Origin of the sequence: Arcicella aquatica, from assembly GCF_034928825.1 — a bacterium.
GTDB classification, from domain to species: domain Bacteria; phylum Bacteroidota; class Bacteroidia; order Cytophagales; family Spirosomataceae; genus Arcicella; species Arcicella aquatica.
In genome coordinates this window covers 23,091-45,388 of record NZ_JAYFUL010000016.1, presented here as the reverse complement: position 1 = coordinate 45,388, position 22,298 = coordinate 23,091, and the positions used below count along the sequence as shown (strand labels likewise).

16 protein-coding genes are annotated in these 22,298 nt (G+C 36.4%); 15 read left to right on the top strand and 1 reads right to left on the bottom strand.

The window, feature by feature from the left end; translation table 11 throughout:
- Positions 1-47: 47 nt before the first annotated feature.
- The 4 genes from VB264_RS11345 (at position 48) to VB264_RS11330 (ending at position 4,590) form a co-directional block, all read left to right on the top strand.
- Positions 48-758 carry an HAD family hydrolase gene (locus tag VB264_RS11345; protein WP_323249438.1) on the top strand — a complete coding sequence of 237 codons (711 nt, stop codon included), beginning with the start codon at positions 48-50 and terminating at the stop codon, positions 756-758.
- 28 nt (positions 759-786) lie between these two features.
- Positions 787-1,938: a TIGR03364 family FAD-dependent oxidoreductase gene (locus VB264_RS11340; protein ID WP_323249437.1), complete on the top strand. Its 1,152-nt coding sequence runs from the start codon at positions 787-789 to the stop codon at positions 1,936-1,938.
- A gap of 318 nt (positions 1,939-2,256) precedes the next feature.
- A complete protein-coding gene (locus VB264_RS11335; RefSeq protein ID WP_323249435.1) occupies positions 2,257-3,348 on the top strand; it encodes a zinc-binding dehydrogenase in 1,092 nt (363 codons plus the stop codon).
- Between the two features lie 12 nt (positions 3,349-3,360).
- Entirely contained in the window at positions 3,361-4,590 is a 1,230-nt protein-coding gene (locus tag VB264_RS11330; RefSeq protein WP_323249433.1) for an MFS transporter, read from the top strand.
- Positions 4,591-4,596: 6 nt separating this feature from the next.
- On the opposite strand, the gene VB264_RS11325 is transcribed toward VB264_RS11330, so the two are convergent.
- Positions 4,597-5,169 (bottom strand): helix-turn-helix domain-containing protein, encoded by a 573-nt coding sequence (locus VB264_RS11325; protein WP_323249431.1) that lies wholly within the window; start codon positions 5,167-5,169, stop codon positions 4,597-4,599.
- Between the two features lie 309 nt (positions 5,170-5,478).
- Here VB264_RS11325 and VB264_RS11320 point away from each other — a divergent pair, with 309 nt between their 5' ends.
- The 11 genes from VB264_RS11320 to VB264_RS11270 all read left to right on the top strand — a co-directional run bounded on the left by VB264_RS11320 (position 5,479) and on the right by VB264_RS11270 (position 22,298).
- A complete protein-coding gene (locus VB264_RS11320) occupies positions 5,479-8,715 on the top strand; it encodes a SusC/RagA family TonB-linked outer membrane protein (RefSeq protein ID WP_323249429.1) in 3,237 nt (1,078 codons plus the stop codon).
- A 17-nt stretch (positions 8,716-8,732) separates the two neighbouring features.
- Positions 8,733-10,514, top strand: coding sequence for a RagB/SusD family nutrient uptake outer membrane protein (locus VB264_RS11315; RefSeq protein WP_323249427.1), 1,782 nt, complete (start codon positions 8,733-8,735; stop codon positions 10,512-10,514).
- 4 nt (positions 10,515-10,518) lie between these two features.
- Entirely contained in the window at positions 10,519-11,421 is a 903-nt protein-coding gene (locus VB264_RS11310) for a metallophosphoesterase family protein (RefSeq protein WP_323249424.1), read from the top strand.
- A gap of 87 nt (positions 11,422-11,508) precedes the next feature.
- Complete coding sequence (locus VB264_RS11305) at positions 11,509-12,402, top strand: alkaline phosphatase (RefSeq protein WP_323249422.1); 894 nt, start codon at positions 11,509-11,511, stop codon at positions 12,400-12,402.
- Positions 12,403-12,723: 321 nt separating this feature from the next.
- Positions 12,724-13,797, top strand: a complete 1,074-nt coding sequence (locus VB264_RS11300) for a GHMP family kinase ATP-binding protein (RefSeq protein WP_323249420.1) — start codon at positions 12,724-12,726, stop codon at positions 13,795-13,797.
- A 63-nt stretch (positions 13,798-13,860) separates the two neighbouring features.
- Positions 13,861-14,721 (top strand): sugar phosphate nucleotidyltransferase, encoded by an 861-nt coding sequence (locus tag VB264_RS11295; protein WP_323249418.1) that lies wholly within the window; start codon positions 13,861-13,863, stop codon positions 14,719-14,721.
- Positions 14,721-16,094 (top strand): phosphoglucosamine mutase, encoded by a 1,374-nt coding sequence (glmM, locus tag VB264_RS11290; RefSeq protein WP_323249415.1) that lies wholly within the window; start codon positions 14,721-14,723, stop codon positions 16,092-16,094. The genes VB264_RS11295 and glmM overlap by 1 nt, the downstream gene beginning before the upstream one ends.
- 9 nt (positions 16,095-16,103) lie before the next feature.
- Positions 16,104-17,129 carry a UDP-glucose 4-epimerase GalE gene (gene galE, locus VB264_RS11285; RefSeq protein ID WP_323249413.1) on the top strand — a complete coding sequence of 342 codons (1,026 nt, stop codon included), beginning with the start codon at positions 16,104-16,106 and terminating at the stop codon, positions 17,127-17,129.
- A 316-nt stretch (positions 17,130-17,445) separates the two neighbouring features.
- On the top strand, positions 17,446-18,180 hold the full coding sequence (locus VB264_RS11280; RefSeq protein WP_323249411.1) for a GntR family transcriptional regulator: 735 nt from the start codon (positions 17,446-17,448) through the stop codon (positions 18,178-18,180).
- A 17-nt stretch (positions 18,181-18,197) separates the two neighbouring features.
- A complete protein-coding gene (locus VB264_RS11275) occupies positions 18,198-20,873 on the top strand; it encodes an ROK family protein (RefSeq protein ID WP_323249409.1) in 2,676 nt (891 codons plus the stop codon).
- Positions 20,874-20,897: 24 nt separating this feature from the next.
- The gene (locus tag VB264_RS11270; protein ID WP_323249406.1) at positions 20,898-22,298 is read left to right on the top strand and encodes a sugar porter family MFS transporter; all 1,401 of its coding nucleotides are present in this window, start codon (positions 20,898-20,900) and stop codon (positions 22,296-22,298) included.

The window sequence follows — 22,298 nt, the reverse complement described above, 5'->3', positions numbered from 1 at the left end:
ATCGTGATTTTCGATAGAAAACTAAAAACTATATTAATTCAATAATTATGAGTGCAATTAAACTGGTAGTGTTTGATATGGCTGGCACAACTGTCCAAGACCAACACGAGGTAGAAATTTGTTTTATAAAAGCAGCCTCTCAAACAGGGCTAATAGTAAGTCCTGAAAGAGTATTAGCCTTGCAAGGCTATTCCAAAAGATATGTATTTGAACTTCTTTGGTCGGAACAGTTAACCGATAATATAGAGATACAGAGAAAAGTAGATGAATCATACCAGACATTCTGCGAAATCCTTGAAAATCATTATCTCGATAACCCCGTTTATCCAACAGAAGGATGTTTAGAAATTTTTTCTTTTCTTCGAGAGAAAAAAATCAATATTGCCCTAACAACAGGTTTTTATCGAAAAGTAGCCGATATTATTCTGGGAAAATTAGGTTGGTTAGATGGGTTAAATGAGCAATATATCGCCAATGGGAATAGTCTTATTGATGCCTCTATTACGCCAGAGGTAGTAAAAAATGGTCGCCCAGAACCAGATATGATTCAATATGCGATGCAAATATTTGGCATTACTGACCCCAAGCAGGTTATTAATATTGGTGATACTCCTTCCGATTTATTGTCAGGGCAGAAAGCTGGTGTCAAATATTCATTGGGAGTAACCAATGGTACGCACTCCGAAACACAGTTAAGGCCTTATCAAAATGACGGTTTATTGCCCAATATTGCGTCGATTAAAAAATATTTGAACTAAATCCTCTCAACTTATTTAACTATACATCATGACTAAATATGATTTAATTGTTGTTGGAGCCGGTAATCTTGGTACATTTCATGCTTTTCATGCATTGAAAGCAGGTAAAAAAGTTTTGATGCTCGAAAAAGATACGACTCCCGTAGAAGCTACCGTTCGGAATTTCGGACAAGTAGTTCCTTCGGGTCAAGCCCTTGATACTTGGTTTGAATATGGTCGTACTTCTTTAGAAATTTACGGTAATATTCAACAACAAACAGATATTTCGGCACGACCAAATGGTTCGTATTACCTAGCCTCTGACGATGACGAATTACAATTGTTGGAAGAAGCTAAACAGCTTTTTCAGGAAAGAGATTACCAAGCTAATTTATTAAATTCGAAAAGTTGTATCGAAAAAATTCCATCCTTAAAAAATTCCTATTGTAAAGGAGGTTTGTTTTTTCCTCAAGAATTTTCGGTCGAACCTCGTTTGATGGTAAACCGAGTTCGTAATTTATTGATTCAAGAATATGGATTGGTATATCTCAACAACACAACCGTAATTGATTGTAGCATAAATCAAGGCATTTGTGAGGTTGTTAGTGCCAAAGGAGAAAAGTTTTTTGCGGAAAAGGTAGCCATTTGTAATGGACGAGATTTTAAAGCATTATTCCCAGAACTCTTTGAAAATAGTGATTTGAGTATCTGTAAGCTAAATATGATGTCAACTGTTCCGATGCCCCAAATAGAGCTTCGGGGAAATATTCTTTCGGGATTAAGTATTCGTCGATACGACAGTTTTAAATCTTGTGAGTCCTACCCAACAATTCATTTCCCCGAATTTTTGAAGGAATACCAAAAATGGGGTATTCATATTCTCTTCAAACAGGCTATTGACGGCAGTATTATTATTGGTGATTCGCATGAATATGCTTCTATACAACAAGCTGCTGATTTAGATTTTAGTATTGATATCACTATCAATGACTTAATTTTAAAAGAAGCACAACGAATGATAGATTTACCAACGTGGCAAATACAACAATACTGGGCAGGTTATTATTCCCAAACAAAAGATGGTGGAATTTATGAACATGATATAGAACAAAAAATCTTTATTGCTACAGGTATTGGAGGAAAAGGAATGACGACTTCACCAGGATTTACACAAAAAAGAGTTAAAGAAATATTTAGTTAATTTTTAAAAACGAAGTAAACGATAAGCGAAGTAATGGGTTTTAAAGTCTGGCGTTTTTGTATAAAGACAACTCCTCTTCGCTTTCAATGTACACTTTTCAGTTCTACACTTTTTATATTATACTCTTCTTAATTAGTAGTCATATCGAGGCTGAGGCTTCATAACAATATCACAAATTTACACATCTTAGTTATTTCATTTAGATGACAGTACAAAATTGTTTTTAATTTAACATTAAAATAAACAAAAGTTTAGTATTAATAAACTTTTGAATTACTATATTTGTATCATATTCAATTTTTTATTTACTAATTAGAAATGCGTTTAGGTAAAATTCTAGTGTTTAACGGAGCTAATGAAAAAATGGAGCTTATCGAAAGAGAGCTTCCTCCAATAGGACCTGAGGAGATTCTTGTAAAGAATCTGTATACAACTATTTGTGGGAGCGATCTTCATACCTTTTGTGGACTAAGGCATGAAAAGACACCAAGTGTACTTGGTCATGAAATTGTTGGTGAAGTCATAGAAATAGGGACGGAGCATTCTAATCATGATTATATAGGGAGTCAATTACAAAAAGGAGATAGAGTTACTTGGAGTATTTTTTCGTCAGACCCAAAATCAATAGAGGCACTTAGAGGAATGCCACAGAAATCTTCGGGATTGTTCAAGTATGGTCATGCCCAAGTTACTGATAATGATGCATTTCATGGAGGATTGGCTGATTATTGTATATTAAAGAAAAACACTGCTGTTTTAAAAATTCCTTCGAACATACCTTTGAGCGTAGCTGCGACAATCAATTGCTCTGTGGCAACTGTTGCTGGGGCTTTGCGACTTGCTGGTGATTTAAAATCTAAGCGTGTACTAATTACAGGATTAGGTTTACTTGGCATAGTGTGTGTAGCCATGTGTAAGGATGCAGGAGCAGCTAACATATTTACTGCAGATATAAATGCAGAAAGATTGAAACAATCCTTAGATTTTGGAGCTGATGAAACATACATGTTGCAACAGGGAAATCTTGAAGGAAATTCAGCATTACTCAATAAACATTCAAATAAGATAGATGTTGTGTTTGATATGAGTGGAGCAGCAGAAGCTATGGAGGCTGGTCTTATAGCACTAGGCGTAGGAGGAATAGCAATATGGATTGGTGCCGTTTTCCATTCACGCAACTTGAAGATTAATGCAGAACAAATTGTAAGAAAACTAATTACTATTAAGGGTTTGCATAACTATAATTATGAAGACCTTGTTTATGCAGTTGATTTTATGGAGCGTAATTACACACATTTCCCTTTTGAAAAAATAATTGGTAAAGAGTTTTCCCTAGCTCAAGGACAACAAGCATTTGAATATGCTGTTGATCATAAACCTCTGAGAGTAGGCATTCGTTTAAATAACTAAAAAAACAAAAATATGCCCAATTTATTTCGCAAACAGCAATGGAAAATGTTGATATTAACAATGATTTGCTATTTGTTTTTTTATACTGGTCGACACAACTTTGGTTGGGCTGCGCATGGAATGGCGGAATATTTTAAAGTTCCTTTTACAACAATTGGATGGATTAGTTTTTCGATGTTGTTGGGTTACGCTGTTGGACAGTTTGTAAGTGGTAATCTTGCAGATCGTTATAGTGCAAGAATTATGATGCCACTTGGTGCATATTTATCGATTGCTGCTAATGTGGCCATTAGTTTTGTAAATACAATAGAATTGGTATTTGTATTATGGGCATTAAATGGTTTTTTTCAATCAATGGCTTGGGCGCCAGGAGGAAAACTAATTTCTAATTGGTGGAATAATGAAGAAAAAGGAAAAGCATTTAGCTTTTATACAATGGCAGCAGGAGTTTCGTCTGTAGTTACTTATCTTATTTCTATTTTTATTTTACAAGAAGAGCATGAATGGAGAATACTTTTCCGCTTGCCAGTATTACTTTTATTTGTAACAGCTACCATATTTTTAATTTTTGCTAGAGACAAACCATCAGAGCTAGGTTTCCTTGATTTAGACGAAAACTCACAACAACATGCACAGCAAGATAAATGGCTTGACCGTTATAAAGACATTTTTAGAAATAAGGGCTTTTTAATTGTTACGCTTTCATTTGCTTTTGAGAGTATGGCAAGGTATGGTTTTATTTTTTGGGTGCCTGTACACTATTTAGGAAATAATTGGAAACAGAATCAGCATTCGTTATGGATGACCTTTTTGTTACCTGTCGGAATGTCTATTGGAGCACTTTCATTTGGTGTACTTTCAGACACTATATTCAAAGGTGACAGAATTGCATCTATTCGTTTTGGAATGCTGATGAGTATGATTATAGCATTAGTTATTTATGTCGCTCCAGTAAATAACTTAATGCTACAAGGATTAATGATGTTGTTTGCAGGATTTTTTGTCTATGGCCCTCAGAGTAACTATTGGACTTTATGCCCAGAGATGTTGGGAAATGAACGAACAGGTACTGGAATCGGATTGATGAATATGACTGGCTATCTATTTGCGGCTCTTGGAGAGCCCATTCTTGGAAAACTGATTGACATTACTGGTAATACAGCGCATATTTTTTTACTAATAGCTTTGATGTGTTTACTTTCCTCTTTACTTATTTCTTTAAAATTACACAAACGTATATAGAAAGGGTTAGCTACTTTGCGCAAAGAAATAAATTACAAAAAGCTGACAAGTAGTATCTGAAATATTCCTTGGTAGATGAGGTAATCTTCCATCGAAAAACATTGAATCTCCTTCTTCAAGCAAAAGAGATTGATCATTTATCTTATATTCTGTTTGACCTTTTATCACATAAATAAACTCATAAGCATCCGTAGTGACTTCTTCACGGTAAGAGTCACTGCTCAGATCTAAAAGAACAAAATCTATTGTACTAGAAGGAAGATTACGCATCATAATACGCTTGTAACTAAAACCCTTAGCATCTTCTTTTTCAAATGTAGTATATTCTGATTTACGGTTAACCAAAATTGTTGGCTCAAGAAGACTAAGCCCTTGAAAAAACTCGCTTACTTCAATTTCTAATGATTGAATGATACCAAACATTACCGAGAGTGAGGGAATAGTTCGGCCGTTTTCTATTTGAGAAACTAAGCCTTTACTGACCCCCGACTTGTCGGCCAGTTCCTGTAATGTCATTCTTTTATCAAGCCTTTGTTGTTTTATTCGGCGGCCAACCTCTAATATAAATAATGCTTCCATAGGTACAATATTACCGATTTTTGGTCATTTATCTCAAAATTTAAGTTAAAAATCTTTTATAAGGATACTTACAGTTTTGTTGATTTCCCAATATTTATACTGAATTATATTTTTATTATATATAACATAAATTATTTTATAAAAAGTTTATTTATATTAAACAAAAGTTTATTAAATTTGTACTGATAATTTTAGCAGGCATATTTAGTTTTCTTAAATTAGCTTGTTAAGTTTATCCGCCCTGCAGGTGCAAAGTCTGTCTTATTACTCAATTTATCTCCTTTAACTTTTAAAATATCGGTCTGAGTTATGAACACTTTTACCCGGATTAATAATCGTCGCCCTACAAAATGGCGATTGATTACGCTGTCCCGCTTATTCGCAGTGACGCTTTTTATCCTATGTTATTGCCCGATTGTGGCTATTGGCTCTCCTTTTCGGAACAACATTTCATCTGCTATTTTTAAAGATAAAAATCTTCGAGGGAGAGTCACGGATGAAAATGATAAACCATTAGCAGGAGCAAATATCAAAGTAGATGGAAGCACGGTAGGAACAGTTTCCGATGCTGATGGATACTTTACTTTATCTGTTCAAGAAAACACAAAGCTGATAGTATCTTACATCGGCTACAAATCACAAATCATTGAAATTGGAAAACAGTCGAATATTACAATAAGATTGTTGTCGGAAGATAAAAATATCGATGAAGTTATCGTAGTCGGTTTCGGTGCTCAAAAGAAAATCAATCTAACCGGTTCTGTAGATGCCGTCAGTTCAAAACAACTTGAGGGTCGTCCTATCAATAACGTAGCCTCTGGTTTACAAGGTCTTATCCCCAATTTGAATATCTCAAACCCAAGTGGTCGTCCAAGTGCAGCCCCAAGTTTTAATATTAGAGGTATTACAAGTATCAATGGAGGAGATCCTCTTGTATTGGTTGATAACGTTCCTTTTACAGTAGCTGAAGTTTCAAGAATTAACTTCAATGATATTGAGAGTGTTACAGTTTTGAAAGACGCTTCTTCGGCAGCTATTTATGGTGCAAGAGCTGCATTTGGTGTTGTGCTAATTACAACCAAGACCCCACAAGGCAATAAAATGAATGTTACCGTAAATTCAAATGTAGGATTCAGAACAATTGGAAAAATGCCAGACTTGGTTACTGACCCTTATCAGGTAATGAGCATAAAACATCAAGCTGGAATACCGCTTTACAATTTATATCCAGACGCAGTAAGAGTATATGCAAAACAGCGTTCTGGTGATCTCTCCCTACCAGCGGCAATTATTGACCCAACCACGCCATCCAATTGGGCTTATTATGGTAATACTAACTGGATTCAAGAAGCCTATCAACCAACAGCACCAACTTATAATTCAAATGTTTCTATTTCAAAAAGAGCAGAGAATTTAAGCTATTATTTTTCAGCTGATTATTATCAACAAGACGGACTTTTGAAGTATGGAAATGATATTTATAAAAGATATAATATCCGTGGGAAAGTAGATTTGAATGTAACAAAGTGGCTCTCTTTTAGTAATAATACTCAGATTACTTTTACTAATTATGATTCTCCTGTGTTTATTGATGGCAATTTCTTCTGGAATGTAAATAGAACAAACTCTTTGGATATTCCTCGTAATCCAGATGGTTCTTGGACGAGCTCAGGAGCGGGATTATTAGGGAGATTACAAGATGGTGGACGTTCGGCAGCATCAATCACTGAATTACAAAGTAGTTTTGGGGCTAAAGCAACGGTAATAAAAGGTGTTTTCGATATCAAAGGAGAGGCTACCTTCAGACGTGGAGCCAGCTTAACCAGAGCTTTTGATGTACCTATTCCTTACAAAACAGGTCCCAATAACCCCATTTTGAATACAGGTTCAACCACAAGCTGGGCTCAGAACATCAATGGTAATACTGATTATACAGTATTCAACTTTTATGGTGATTTGCATAAGTTATTTGGCAAACATTCTATCCAAGCATTGGCTGGTTTCAACCAAGAGTATAGAAAAAGTATCTCTTCTAGTATTAGCAGAAACAACATTATATCTACAACGCTGCCATCAATCGGTTTAAGTACGGGAACGATGAGCTCTTCAGAATCAATCGCTGATTGGGCTGTAAGAGGCATATTTTACCGCTTAGGTTATAGTTATAATGATAAATATCTTTTAGAATTAAACGGTCGATATGACGGAACATCCCGTTTCCCAGAAGGTAAAAGATGGGGCTTCTTCCCGTCTGTATCTGCTGGATGGGTTGTTTCTGACGAAGAATTTATTCGTAATATCAATTCCAACAATTTTATTAGTTTGTTGAAACTAAGAGGTTCTTATGGAATACTTGGTAACCAAGCTTCTGTTGGTGAATATGATTATATACCAAGTATGTCTTCTTCGCAAGTTTCTCAGATTTTAGGTACATCTCGCCCTCAGACAGTAAATGCTCCTGGAGCGGTTTCTGGTAATTTTTCTTGGGAAAAAATTGCGACTGTCAACTTTGGTATGGATTTAGCTTTTATGAGTAACCGCCTACAAGTCAACTTCGATAAGTTTACTCGTTATACCAATGATATGCTTATTCCGGGAAAGGCGTTGCCTGCAGTTTTTGGAACAAGTGTACCTAAAGAGAATGCAGGTGATTTAAAAACAACAGGTTGGGAGTTCCGCCTTGGTTGGAGAGACCAATTTAACCTAGGAAAATCACCTTTTCAGTATAATTTGGCGTTTAACTTGGCTGATAGCCGTAGTTATATCACACGTTTTGATAATCCAAGTAAATTGTTGAATCAATATTATGAAGGACAAGAAATTGGCGAGATATGGGGAGCTGATATAATTGGCTATTTCCAAAATCAAGAACAACTCAAAAATAGCCCTGACCAGAAAGCGATGGGAGCAGCTGAGCAATCGTATCAATTCTTTGTGGGAGACCCAATTTTTGCTGACAGAAATGGTGATGGCATTGTAAACAAAGGACAAAAAACCGTAAATGACCCAGGTGATATGTATAAAATCGGTAATAGTCGCCCAAGATATACTTTTGGGATGGATATGAGTGCTTCTTGGAAAGGCTTTGATTTACGTGTGTTTATGCAAGGTGTTGCTAAGCGTGATTGGTATCCAGATGCTTCAAATGTTTATTTCTGGGGAGTATTTGCCCAACCTTGGACTAACGTTACCGTACAAAACTTAGACCACTGGACTCCTGAAAACCCTGACGCATATTTCCCTGCTATTCGTGCTTATACAGCAGAGAACTCTGGAGAACAGTTGTCATTACCCAACAAAAAATATATGCAAAATGCCGCTTATATGAGAGTCAAAAATATCACCCTTGGCTATACGCTACCAGCTTCATTATTGAAAAAAGCTAAGATTGATAAAGTTAGGTTGTTTGTAAGCACAGAAAATATTTTCGAAATAACTTATACCAAAGTGAAATTAGACCCTGAAACATTAGGTAGTGGTAGTAGCGCTAACGCAGTGTATCCTTTTCAGCGTACTTATGCTTTTGGATTAAATCTAAACTTTTAATTTCAGCTCTTTAGATTATGAAAAATATTAAAATTTCTTTACTCATATTATTGTCTTTGTGTGTATCATGTAAAGACGATTTCCTTGACCGTAAACCACAAACGGCTATTACAGAGGATACTTTCTTTGCCAATGTGTCTGACTTAGAGACATATACAAATGGGTTTTATGGCTCGATTGGCCCACGTTGGGAGGATATTTATTCAGATAATCTTTCAGTTTATACAGGAGGGAGTGATACTGAAAACTTAATTCGTGGATCACTAACACCTGCTTCGGTAGGAGGCTGGAACGCTTGGGGTACTGTACGTCGGATTAATTTTTTCCTTACTCGCGCAGGAAAGGCTTCTGGCGATCCGTCACTCATAAAACATTACATCGGCGTTGGTAGATTCTTTAGAGCAATGGTTTACTATGATATGGTAAAAAGATATGGCGATGTGCCTTGGTACTCAGCAGTGCTTGCTTCAAATGATGAACAGATGCTTTATAAAGCCAAAGACCCCCGTACTGTTGTGGTAGATTCAATCATGAACGATTTAGAATATGCTTCTGCTAATATTTTACCCTCAAGAACCAACAATACCATGGTGACAAAATGGGCAGCCCTGACATTATTGGCCCGTACTTCTTTACACGAGGGAACTTTCCGTTTGTATCATGATGAATTAAATTTGAAAAGTACTTCAACAAGATTCCTTACTCGTGCAGCGAGTGCAGCCCAAGAGGTGATGGAACGTGGTGGTTTTTCACTGACTAGCACGGGAAATGGTGCGGTAGATTTTAGAAACCTTTTCTCAAGTAACAACTTATCTGCCAATAAGGAGGTTATTATGCTCAATAAGAACAGCAAAGAAGACGGAATTACCAATAATACGCACGTTGTATTAGACTGGCAATGGGCTTTAAGCCAAGACTTAGCGAATGATTTCTTAAACAGTGATGGAACGACATTTACTTCAAAAAGTAATTATGATAAATTGGGTTTTGTAGAGTCTTTTGCTAATCGTGATCCTAGATTATCTGAAACAATTATGCCTCCAGGTTTTACCACAGTTCCAGGTACAAACCCTTATTTACCGAAGCCAAGTTTCGGTGGATATTTGCAAGTAAAATTCTATCCACGTGATCCATCTTTGCGTGGTGGATATGGACTAAACTATACTGACCTTCCTATTTACCGTTTAGCTGAACCATTATTAGTTTATGCAGAAGCAAAAGCAGAACTAGGGCAATTAACACAAACAGATTTGGACAAAACAGTCAATCTACTTCGTAAAAGAGTTGGAATGCCCGACTTGAATTTGAGCAATGCCAATGCTAATCCCGACTCATATTTATCCAATAAATATCCCAATGTAAGTGGAAGTAACAAAGGGGTTATTTTAGAAATCAGACGTGAAAGAAGAGTTGAATTAGCTTGCGAAGGCTTCCGTTTTGATGATATATATCGTTGGAAAGTAGGAAAGTTATTGGTTAAGGCTTCTAATGGAATGTATGTATCTAAATTAGGAGGAATAGATGTAACTGGCGATGGAAAAGAAGATATTGCTATTTTGGAAGCTCCAGGCAAAGAAGAACCTTTGGCAACTTTACCAGCAGATATTAAAAGTAAAATTGTAAAATATTACCTTTCTGATGGAAGTTTTTATTTGAGCAATGGTACTTCTGGAAATATCGTTTTCACGAAAGACAAAAATCAACCTCGTGATTTTAACGAAAGTAAATATTACTATTTCCCGATACCACAACAGCAAATTATTTTAAACAAAAACCTAACTCAACCAACAGGTTGGTAATTTTATGAAGAGAAGAGACTTTCTTGTCAGTAGCTCTTTGGCAGCCACCGCTATAGGAGCTTCTACCAAAGAGGCACAGGCAAATCAAGATTTGCGTAGCAAAATCAAACCAATATTGACTATTGGTCATATTACAGACGTTCATCTCCGTCGTAGAGATAATGCCCCTGAACGTTTCCAGAAATGTTTGAAGGAAGTAATGACACATAAAGTAGATTTTTTCCTCAATAGCGGCGATTCCATTTTTGCGGCAGATTATAGCGACGTTACTCGTGAAAAAATGCTTGACCAGTGGAGTGCATGGGACGAAAGTATCAAAGTAATAGATAAATACGAGTTGCATAGCTGTGTTGGCAATCATGACCCTTGGTGGCATGCTCCGTCTAAAGAAGATGAAATGTACGGAGTCAATTATGCCGCCAAACGCTTAGGAATGCCACATCGCTATTACAGCTTTTCAAAGAAAAACTGGCATTTCTTTATTTTAGACGGGAATAATAAAGGTGTTTCTTTAGACCCAGAGCAAATGGCATGGCTTGAAAAAGGCTTAGAAGATGTTCCTACTGGGCATTTTGCTTTACTGATGTCGCATTTCCCTATTCTTTCTGTAACAGGAGCATGGGTAGGTGGCACGCATAGCGACAATGTAATTTTGAGAAAGCTTTTCTATAAACATAAAGAAAAAGTAAAGGTTTGTTTATCAGGACATCAGCATTTACTTGATAGCAATGTTTTTAATGGCGTTCAATATTTCTGTAATGGAGCGATGAGTGGATTTTGGTGGGAAAAAGGCGATGAAAATTCTGCTAAACCTTACTATTACCAAGAAACAGCCCCAGGCTATGCAATTCTGAAGCTATATGAAGATGGTACTTTAGAGAACCATTATCACGAGCATCATTATTAAAAACCATGGGAATTGGAGTGATTTTTCCAATGCCTCAACAATTGGGCGAATTAGATAAACACTAATTCGCCCATTAAATCAATCCTTATGTTGAATTTATTCAATAGAAAGCTTTTTCAAGTATTACTACTATTGTTTTTGTACCAATTGAGCTTTGCTCAGAAAAAAGTAGAACACGTAATTCTGATAGGCGTTGATGGCTTGGGAGCTTATGCTTTCAAAAGTGTCAATGCACCTAATTTACGAAAACTCATGCAAGAAGGCTCTTGGACGATGCAAGCGCGCTCAGTATTGCCATCGTCAAGTGCTCCCAATTGGGCTTCAATGGTCATGGGTGCTGGACCAGAGTTACACGGCTATACCACATGGGGAAGTAAAAAGCCCGATTTGCCCGCCAGAATATTAGACGAATACGGCATGTTCCCTACGGTGTATAGTTTGTTACGAAAAGCAAAACCAGCAAGCGAAATAGGTGTAGTTTACGAATGGAGCGGAATAGGGTATTTGTTTCCGAAACAAGCCGTAAATAAAGACCAGAATTGTGATGGCGATGTGGCTACTACCAATGCAGCCGTAAGTTACATCAAAGAGAAGAAACCCAATTTTCTGTTTATTCATTTGCATGATGTTGATAGCGTTGGACACAACGTTGGACACGCTACGCCCGAGTATTACCAGTCTGTAGAGAGAACGGATACCCATATAGGTACGATTCTGAAAAGTATTCAAGATGCTGGTATTGCCGACAAAACTGTAATAATTTTTACGGCCGACCACGGTGGAATCAATAAAGGACACGGTGCTATTTCAATGCAAGAAATGCAAATTCCTTGGATTATTACAGGTGCTGGAATTCGTGCCAATCATGAAATCACCGAAAGTGTAATGACTTTTGATACCGCCGCAACGATTGCTATGCTTTTTAAACTAAAAACACCACAAGTTTGGATTGGTCGACCAGTCAAAACGGCGTTTAAATAGGTTTTGAGTAAAGTAATTATGTCAAAAGTCTAAGATGGCTACTCTGTTTTTAAGTTTGTTGAGATTCAATAAGGGAGAATCTTATTAAAACTGAAAACAGAATAGCCGTTTTTTAAATTTTCATAGAACAACATTAGTTATAATCATTTGCCGACTGACATGAAAAATGTAGATAAGGGAAATGATTTTTTATCATGTCCAATAATCTATTATAATCAATCAAAATAAAAAGAAAGGATTTACTTCTTTCTAAGATTAGCTTATTTTATTACTAACAATCACCATATTTTATATAAGGATGATTGTCGAAACAAAACATTTATGAATCATTTAAAAGTATCAACTCCAGGTAGGATTTGTCTGTTTGGAGAACATCAGGACTATTTAGGTTTGCCAGTAATTGCAGCAGGAATTTCAAAGCGAGTAAGTATTACAGGCACACGAAGAAGGGATAACGTTGTTTATATATCAATGCCCGATATAGACAAAGAAGAGTTTTTTGAAATAAAACCTGAGCTGCCATATATACTTGAGCGTGATTATTTTAGAAGTGTAATGAATGTATTACAACGCTTGGGCTATCAATTTTCGACAGGTTTTGACATCGTTGTTCGTGGCGATATTCCAATTAATTCTGGCACTTCAAGTTCATCTGCATTGATGGTTACTTGGGTGAATTTTTTAATTAGAATGGCCGAAAACCCTATTACTCCAACAGCCACATTAATGGCGAAATTAGCATATCAAGCGGAAGTATTGGAGTTTTCAGAACCAGGAGGCATGATGGATCAATATTCCACAGCATTAGGGGATATTATTTATCTTGAAAGTAAACCCAAGATTCGGATAAAAACTTATGCCCCACAATTGGGAACATTCGTATTAGGAGATTCTCAAGAACCAAAAGATACTATCAATATACTTAAACACGTAAAATATGGTATGTTGGGAATCATCAATAAAATCAAAAGTATTGAACCAAATTTTGATTTATCAAAAGCAACACAATTCAGTGCTAATAAGTTTAAGGATTTACTTTCTTCAGAGGAAATGTTATTGCTGAAAGGAAATCTTTCGGATAGAGATATTTTATTAGAAGCTAAAGAAATACTGGAGAAAAATCAAGTTAATGATATTCGTTTTGGTGAATTGCTAACATTACATCAGGCTAATTTACGAGATGCAAAAAAGATTTCAACAGCAAAAATTAATCGAATGATTGATGCTTCTTTGAAAGCAGGAGCATTGGGGGCTAAAATCAATGGATCAGGAGGTGGTGGCTGTATGTTTGCATACGCTCCGAACAATCCAGAAGCCGTAGCAGAAGCCATCGAAAAAGAAGGAGGAAAAGCCTATATTATAGAAATAGGTGAGGGAACTCGTGTTGAAAAATAAAGTAACCCTAAGTCGTAAGTTTCTGTTAAACAATATTTTAAGATTATAAATAATTATCCAATAATGAAAAAGAGAATATTAATACTGGCAGGGGGCGTGGCTTCTCGCATGAAAAAAGTTGCTGAAAATGTTGAAGTAGCACAAGAATTAATAGAGCAAGCTGATACTTTAACCAAAGGAATGATAGGGCTTGGAAGAGCTGGAAAATCATTGATTGATTATCAGCTTTTTAATGCCCATTTAGCAGGATTTGAGGAGATTTTATTACTGCTACACCCGAATGATGATTTTACCCAAGCATATTACGAAAACCAAATGCTTAATGACGATACTTGGGGACTAAAGATTTCTTTTGCAAGACAATACATCGACTCTGACAGAGAAAAACCTGCTGGAACAGCCGATGCGGTATATCAAGCATTAAGCCAACATACAGACTGGCAAAAAGGACAAATATTGATATTGAACAGTGATAATTTGTATTCTCAAAAAGCAATGGAAGCACTCTGGAGTTGTCCTGCCAATAATGCTCTCATTAGTTACAATAGAGATTTTCTTGAATTTCCTCCCGAAAGAATTAAAGCATTTGCAGTTATCCGAACAAGTGAAGGAAACTATTTAGAGTCAATTATCGAAAAACCAAGTGAAGGAATCATTGAACATCTTTTAAAAGAGACAGGGAGAGTAGGGGTAAGTATGAATGCTTTTATGGTAACCACAGAACAGATATTACCATTCCTGAAAGAAACACCTTTTCATCCAATACGTAATGAAAAAGAATTACCTACTTCTATAAGTATGATGGTTTTTCAACATCCAAATGCTGTTTGTTGTATTCCGATGGACGAAAATGTACCAGACTTAACCAGTAAACATGATTTAGCTACAGTTCAGGAATATTTAAGAAAAAATTACCAATTCTAATGACACTTATTAAATCTATTTCAGGAATTAGAGGAACAATTGGCGGAAAAGTAGGGGAGGGGCTTACTCCTAATGATATTGTTCAATTTGTAGCTTCTTTTGGTTTTTGGTTGAAGCAAAAAAACAATCAAAGCCGTAAAATTATAATTGGTCGAGATGCTCGTTTTTCTGGAGACATCATTAGCCAAATAGTAAGCGGAACGCTTCGGTCGATGGGTTTAGATGTGGTAGATGTTGGACTTTCGACAACACCAACTGTTGAAATGGCAGTAGTGGCAGAAAATGCTATTGGTGGAATTATTCTTACGGCTAGTCATAATCCAATGGAATGGAATGCGCTAAAGCTATTGAACGAAAAGGGTGAATTTATTTCATCAAAATCAATCAGTGAAGTATTATCAATAGCCAATTCAAATGCTTTTGAATATACAGAAATAAATAGTTTAGGCTCATATTTCATCAAAGATAATGCTTTACACGAGCATATTGATGCTATTCTTTCTTTGCCTTTAGTTGACGTTGAAACGATTCGTAGTCAAAACTATAAAGTGCTGGTAGATGCTGTGAATTCATCAGGAGGAATCGCAGTAAGTCATTTATTAGAACAGCTAGGCATAGAAAGTATTGAACTAATAAATGGTGAACCAACAGGAATTTTTGCACATAACCCTGAACCACTCACTGAAAACTTAGGAGAATTGCAAGCAAAAATGCAGGCAGGAGGTTTTGATATTGGAATCGCTGTAGACCCTGATGTTGATAGACTGGTGTTGATGTGCGAAAATGGAGAACCTTTTAACGAAGAATATACACTAGTTGCTGTAGCGGATTACATATTAAGTAAAGAAAAAGGTAATACGGTTTCAAATTTGTCATCTACTATGGCACTTAAAGATATTTCTAAAAAGTACGGAGTAACCTATACGTCATCGGCAGTTGGCGAAGTAAATGTTGTAGAACAAATGAAAGCGACAAATGCCATTATTGGTGGAGAAGGTAATGGAGGAATCATTTACCCAGCTTTACATTATGGACGTGATGCTTTAGTGGGAATAGCCTTGCTGCTAAGTCATTTATCAACAAGTAATATTACTTTGTCGGCTTTAAAGAAAAGCTATCCAGCTTATGAAATGTTTAAGTACAAAATAAACGTATCAGAAGAAATTAGTTTAGAAACTATTTTAGAAAGGATTAAAGATAAGTATCAGCATTTTAATTTAATTACGATTGATGGTATCAAGATAGAAATGCCAGAAGCTTGGGTGCATTTACGGAAATCGAACACAGAAGCCATCATTCGTATTTATGCTGAAGCTAGAACGTATGAAGAAGCCAAAACAATAGCACTTGAAGTGTGTGATTTACTGGCATAAATAATAATTATGAAAATATTAGTAACAGGAGGAGCAGGATTCATAGGCTCGCATACCATTATAGAATTATCAAATGCTGGTTTTGAATCAGTTATTATTGATAATTTTAGTAATTCTGACATTTCGGTAATTAAAAGATTAGAACAAATCTTGGGATTCCCAGTGAAATATTATCAAGAGGACTGTAACAATCCAGAGATACTTGAACAGATAATTATTAATGAAAAAATTGAAGGTGTTATACACTTTGCCGCTTTAAAGGCTGTCGGGGAGTCAGTAGAAAAACCTTTAGACTATTATAGAAATAATGTTACTTCTACCCTTACTTTATTAGATGTAATGCTCAAGACTGGCGTAACAAATTTCGTTTTTTCATCTTCATGTACTGTTTATGGTCAGCCAGAAAATATTCCAGTAACAGAACTTACGCCACGGCAACAAGCGACGTCTCCTTATGGTAATACAAAAGTAATCTGTGAAGATATTATTAGAGATACAGTTGCTTCAAAAGTAGCATTGAAAGCCATTGCATTACGTTATTTTAATCCTGTTGGCGCTCACCCTTCTGGTCTTATTGGTGAATTGCCATGTGGAGTACCGAGTAATTTAGTACCATTTGTTACACAAACAGCTGTTGGTATTCGTAAAAAGTTGACTATTTATGGTAATGATTACGATACGCCAGATGGGACTTGTATCAGAGATTTCATTCATGTTGTAGATTTAGCCAAAGCCCACGTAGCAGCATTAGCATCCTTGAAAGAAAAGGAGAGTACTTCATCTTACGATGTATATAATATTGGTACTGGTAAAGGAAACACTGTTTTAGAACTCATCAATTTGTTTGAAAAGGTGAGTGGACAACAACTAAACTATGTAATTGGAGAAAGACGTGCTGGTGATATTGAAAAGATTTTTGGGAATGTAGATAAAGCTTCAACGCTCTTAAAATGGAAAAGCCAAAAAACGCTAGAAGAAAGTATAATAGATGCATGGAGATGGCAGTTAAAATTATCCAGCAATGCTATCGTTTAGTAAAATTTAGTTTGCTGGAGAAGATTCATATTTACTAGTATTTATCCAATATTTCTAAGTAGTAAAGTTATAAGTAAGGAGTGATGTTACTGAGTATATCTTAGTCTCTTACTCCTTATTTTTTGTCTATTAGTAACGCACCTCTTCGGGTAGAAATCCGTCAATGCTACTGACTATGGTGTACTTGGCAGTGACTATGCTGTATCTTTCAAATAGTTAAAATATAAGATTCAAAATCATCAAGACCCTAAAGAACCCTACAGTACATCATTGATTATTTACTTTTATTTTGTACGTTTGTACGAACATATAAAACATGAACTTTCAGATAGACCATAATAGTAGATTACCCTTGCATGTACAGGTAGAGGATTTGATTAGAAATTTACTGACGCTACCCGAATATGCCAATGGTGCATTGTTGCCCAAAGAAGTAGAACTGGCCAATCAGTTGGGGGTATCTCGCAGTACCATCAGACAAGCTGCTAATAAGTTGGAGCATGAAGGTTTATTAAAACGTAAAAAAGGTGTCGGCACTACTGCAGCCCCTCAAAAAGTACTTGAAACGTCGCTCGACCACTGGTATAGTTTTACCCAAGAAATGAAAGAGCGAGGAATTGTAGTAAACAACCTATTTGTCAAAGCTGAGTTTGTGCCTGCCAATCCTAAAATTGCCTTATTTTTTAATATTAATGAAGGTCGAGAAGTACTTAAATTATCAAAGTTGAAAGGAACTGATAACGACCCTATTGTATATTTTGAAAGCTACTTTCACCCACGCATTGGCTTAACTAAGGAAGAAGATTTTGAAATACCTCTCTACAGTATGCTCGAAGCTAAGTATGGTGTAAAAGTGGTTCGTTCTAGCGAAAATATCAAAGCGATTTTGGCTTCTGAAATAGCTTCGATGCTACAGATTTCAAAAAACGAGCCTGTTTTATACCGTGAAAGATACGTGTATGATCCCGGAAACCGCCCTATTGAGTTCAACGTGGGCTATTATCGTTCGGATAAATTCACGTATTCAATTGATATTAAAAAGTCTTCTTAATTTTTTTATATTTTAATATGTACGAACATTTGAACAAAAAATATATTTTGTCAGCTGATATTGGAGGCTCGCATATTTCGGCAGCATTGATTGATGCTTCGTCAAGAGTTTTGCTTGATACCAGTTTGCAAAGGGTTTCAATACAGCAAAATACTGATGCTGATACAATTATAGCCACTTGGACAAATACGCTCAAGACAGCAATAGCTGATATTCCCAAAGAAAATATGCTGGGAATAACGTTGGCCATACCAGGTCCATTTGATTACGAAACGGGGGTTTGTTGGATGCAAGGCGTAAATAAATATGAAGCCTTGTACGGACTTAACATTGCTAATATCCTTCGTGAACAATTAGCCTTGTCACCTAATTGTCCTATTCTTTTTGAAAATGACGCTACTTGTTTTGGTATTGGTGAAAGTCTATCAACTGAAACGAAAGTTTATGAAAAAGTTTTGGCTATTACTTTGGGGACTGGTCTGGGAAGTACTTTTATCGAAGACCAAGCCGTAGTAAAGTATGGCGAAAATATCCCTCAAAATGGCTATTTGTATAATGTCCCTTTTGCCGATGGCATTGCAGAAGATTACCTGTCAGCTCAATGGTTAATAAAGCGTTATACTCAACTTACTGGGAATGAATTTTCGGCGGTTTTGCCCATCGCAGCACTTGCTCTAAACGAAGATAGTGCCGCCAAACAGGTTTTTGAAGAATATGGTGAAAACCTAAAAGAAGCCCTAATGCCTTGGATAGGCAAGTTTGGGGCAAAATGTGTAGTCATCGGTGGTAATATCTGTAAATCTGCTTCGCTCTTTATTACTCCACTACAACAAGCATTAGCAACATCTAAAATACCCCTTAAAATATCTGAATTCATGGAATTATCAGCAATTATGGGTGCGGCCTCTTTGATAGACTCTCCGCCAAAACCTTGGAGAAAAAGTTCGCAAGCCCTTTTACCCCAAACTATAGGTCAACTCCAAATACCCGAAGATACTTACAATATGTATCCATTTCATACGCTGGGCGATGGTAAAATTTTTCAAGGATACCAAACGCTTGCTCAATGGATTATGACCCAAAAAAGTATCTGTATTGATGGCTACGTTGGTAATGACTGGCTTTATATTCAGCAGATTCTAGCTTCTTATTTTCAAGAAGCTGGCATTGGTGTTGAGTGGATTAAAATGGCTGATTTCATGAAAAATGAGGAAGTCATCACACAAATAGTAAATCCGTTTCTGGGCGAAAAAGACGCAGTTTGGGGCAAAAAAACGAACTTGTCTATGTCTGACTTTTTTGAGGTGGAACAATACAAATCTCAGGTTTTCGAGACTCAGAATGCGGATTTAACCATTGTAATTGGTACAGGCTCTGCGCTGTTTGGCAAGGGTAAAATAGTGTATTTCGACCTTCCAAAAAACGAAATACAGTATCGCATGCGAGCGGGACATATTACCAATTTGGGTAATACAAAACCCGAAAGCCCTGTACAGATGTACAAACGCTTTTACTTTGTAGATTGGGTAGTTTGTAATTCACACAGACAATCTATCGCAGCAAGAATTGAAATTGTGGCAGATGGACAATGGCGATATGATACCAATTGGATATTTTTTCAAGAATTGCAAAAGGGTTTGAAACAATTAACTCAACAACCCATTAGGGTAAGACCTTGGTTTGAAGCTGGTGCTTGGGGCGGGCAGTGGATGAAAGAACATTTTGAACAAATCAATACGCAGGAAGTCAATTACGCATGGTCTTTTGAATTGATTGTACCCGAAAATGGTCTTGTATTTGAAAGCGACCAAAAGCTATTGGAAGTATCATTTGATTGGCTTATGGAACAGCAATCTGAAGGTATTTTAGGAAAAGATGCGGCTCGCTTTGGAACAGCATTTCCAATACGTTTTGATTTTCTGGATACCTTCCAAGGAGGAAATTTATCTATCCAATGTCACCCATCTCTGAGATATATCCAAGAACACTTTGGTGAAACGATAACGCAAGATGAAACCTATTATATTTTAGATGCAGCACCCAATGCAAAAGTATTTTTAGGATTTCAAGAAGATATTCAAGCAAATGAATTTAAAGATGTCCTTGAAAATAGCGTCAAAAATAATATTCCCGTAGATATTGAAAAGTATGTAAGGGCATTTGAAGCTAAAAAACATGATTTGTTTTTGATACCTAATGGAACAGTTCATAGTGCAGGAGCAAATAATATGGTGCTGGAAATCAGTGCGACACCCTACATTTTTACTTTCAAAATGTACGATTGGTTACGCCTCGATTTAGCAGGTCAGCCTCGCCCTATCAATATTGAGCATGCTTTTAATAACTTGGATTTTTCCAGAAAAGGCGAGCGTGTTGAACAAGAATTAATTACTAAAGAAACCATTATTTCTCAATGTGACGATGGACAAATCGTGCGTTTATCTACACACGAGCAACATTTTTATGCCATCAATAGGTTAGAATTTATCCGTCAAATTAGTCTTCCAACCAATCAACAATGTCATATTATGATGTTGGTAGAAGGCGAAGCAATTCTGTTAGAAACCGATACAGGATATTCGGCGAAATACCATTATGCCGAAACCATTATTGTTCCTGCTGGTGTAAAGCATTTTAAAATTATCAATTTGGGAAGTACCGAAGTAAAAGTAATTCAGGCTTTTATCAAATAATAACCTCTAAAACCCTCAAAAACTATGGAAATTTCTTCGACTCATCATCATCGTTACTATGTTTTTTTGATATGCTTTATTGCAGCCATTGGCGGTTTTTTATTTGGTTTCGACACAGCGGTTATTTCAGGAGCACTTCCTTTTGTGGTCAAACGCTTTGATTTCGATGCGATTATGGAAGGTTGGTTTGTAAGTTCGGCTATTTTTGGCTGTATCATTGGTGTAATTATTTCGGGAAAATTAAGCGATAAAATTGGGCGTAAAAAGGTAATGGTCATCTCGGCAGGACTATTTTTTCTTTCTGCTGTTGGGTCTATGTTTGCCATGAATATTTCCGAACTCATTAGCTTTCGTTTGGTTGGTGGCATCGGTATTGGCGTAGCCTCTATGATTTGTCCTTTGTATATTTCCGAAACAGCTCCCGCAAGCTTCCGAGGGACAATGGTTGCGTTGTATCAACTGGCGATTACCATAGGTATCTTGGCTGCATATTTTTCTAATGCTTATTTACTAAAAATTGCCCAAACGAGCCATTTTGTAGGTTGGCTACAATTTGTATTAGTGGACGATTCTTGGCGAGCGATGATTGGCATTGGTTTATTGCCAAGTTTATTATTTTGGGCAGGTTTGGTATTTGTACCTGAGTCACCACGGTGGCTGATTCAAAAAAACAAAACAGAATCGGCAAGACATATTTTACAAAAAATAGATTTTGACAATGCCCAAAACGAAGTAAATCAAATACAACAATCGGTCACAAAGCACGAAGGTGTTTTAAAGGAACTCTTTTCGTCAAGCTATCAACGGCCCCTATTAATTGGATTGGCATTGCCATTTTTGAGTCAAGTTTCGGGTATCAACGCCGTGATATACTATGGTCCTTCTATTCTTGACAAAGCGGGTTTTACCCTTGGCGACGCATTCGGCGGACAAGTAAGTATTGGTATTGTCAACGTACTTTTTACTTTCATTGCCATATTTAAGGTTGATAAATGGGGACGTAAACCCTTGCTGATTTGGGGTGTTTTGTTGGCATTCTTAGCCCTTTTGTTCATCGGCATACTTTTCTCTTTGAATTATACACAAGGCTACTGGATTTTGGGAGCTATTCTGGTCTTTATTGGCAGTTTTGCTTTTTCATTTGGTCCTGTGTGTTTTATCATTATCAGCGAAATTTTCCCCAATAACATTCGTGCAGAGGCGGTTTCATTAGCCACATTATCCTTATGGATAGGAAATTTTTTTGTGGGACAGCTCACGCCAATAATGTTAAAAAGTGAAACATTAGGTCCATCAGTTACTTTTTGGATTTTTGCAGGAATGTGTTTGCCTGCCTTATGGCTAAGTATCAAGCGTATTCCAGAAACCAAAGGCAAGACTTTAGAAGAAATAGAAAAATACTGGCAAACGACTAAATTTCAGTAA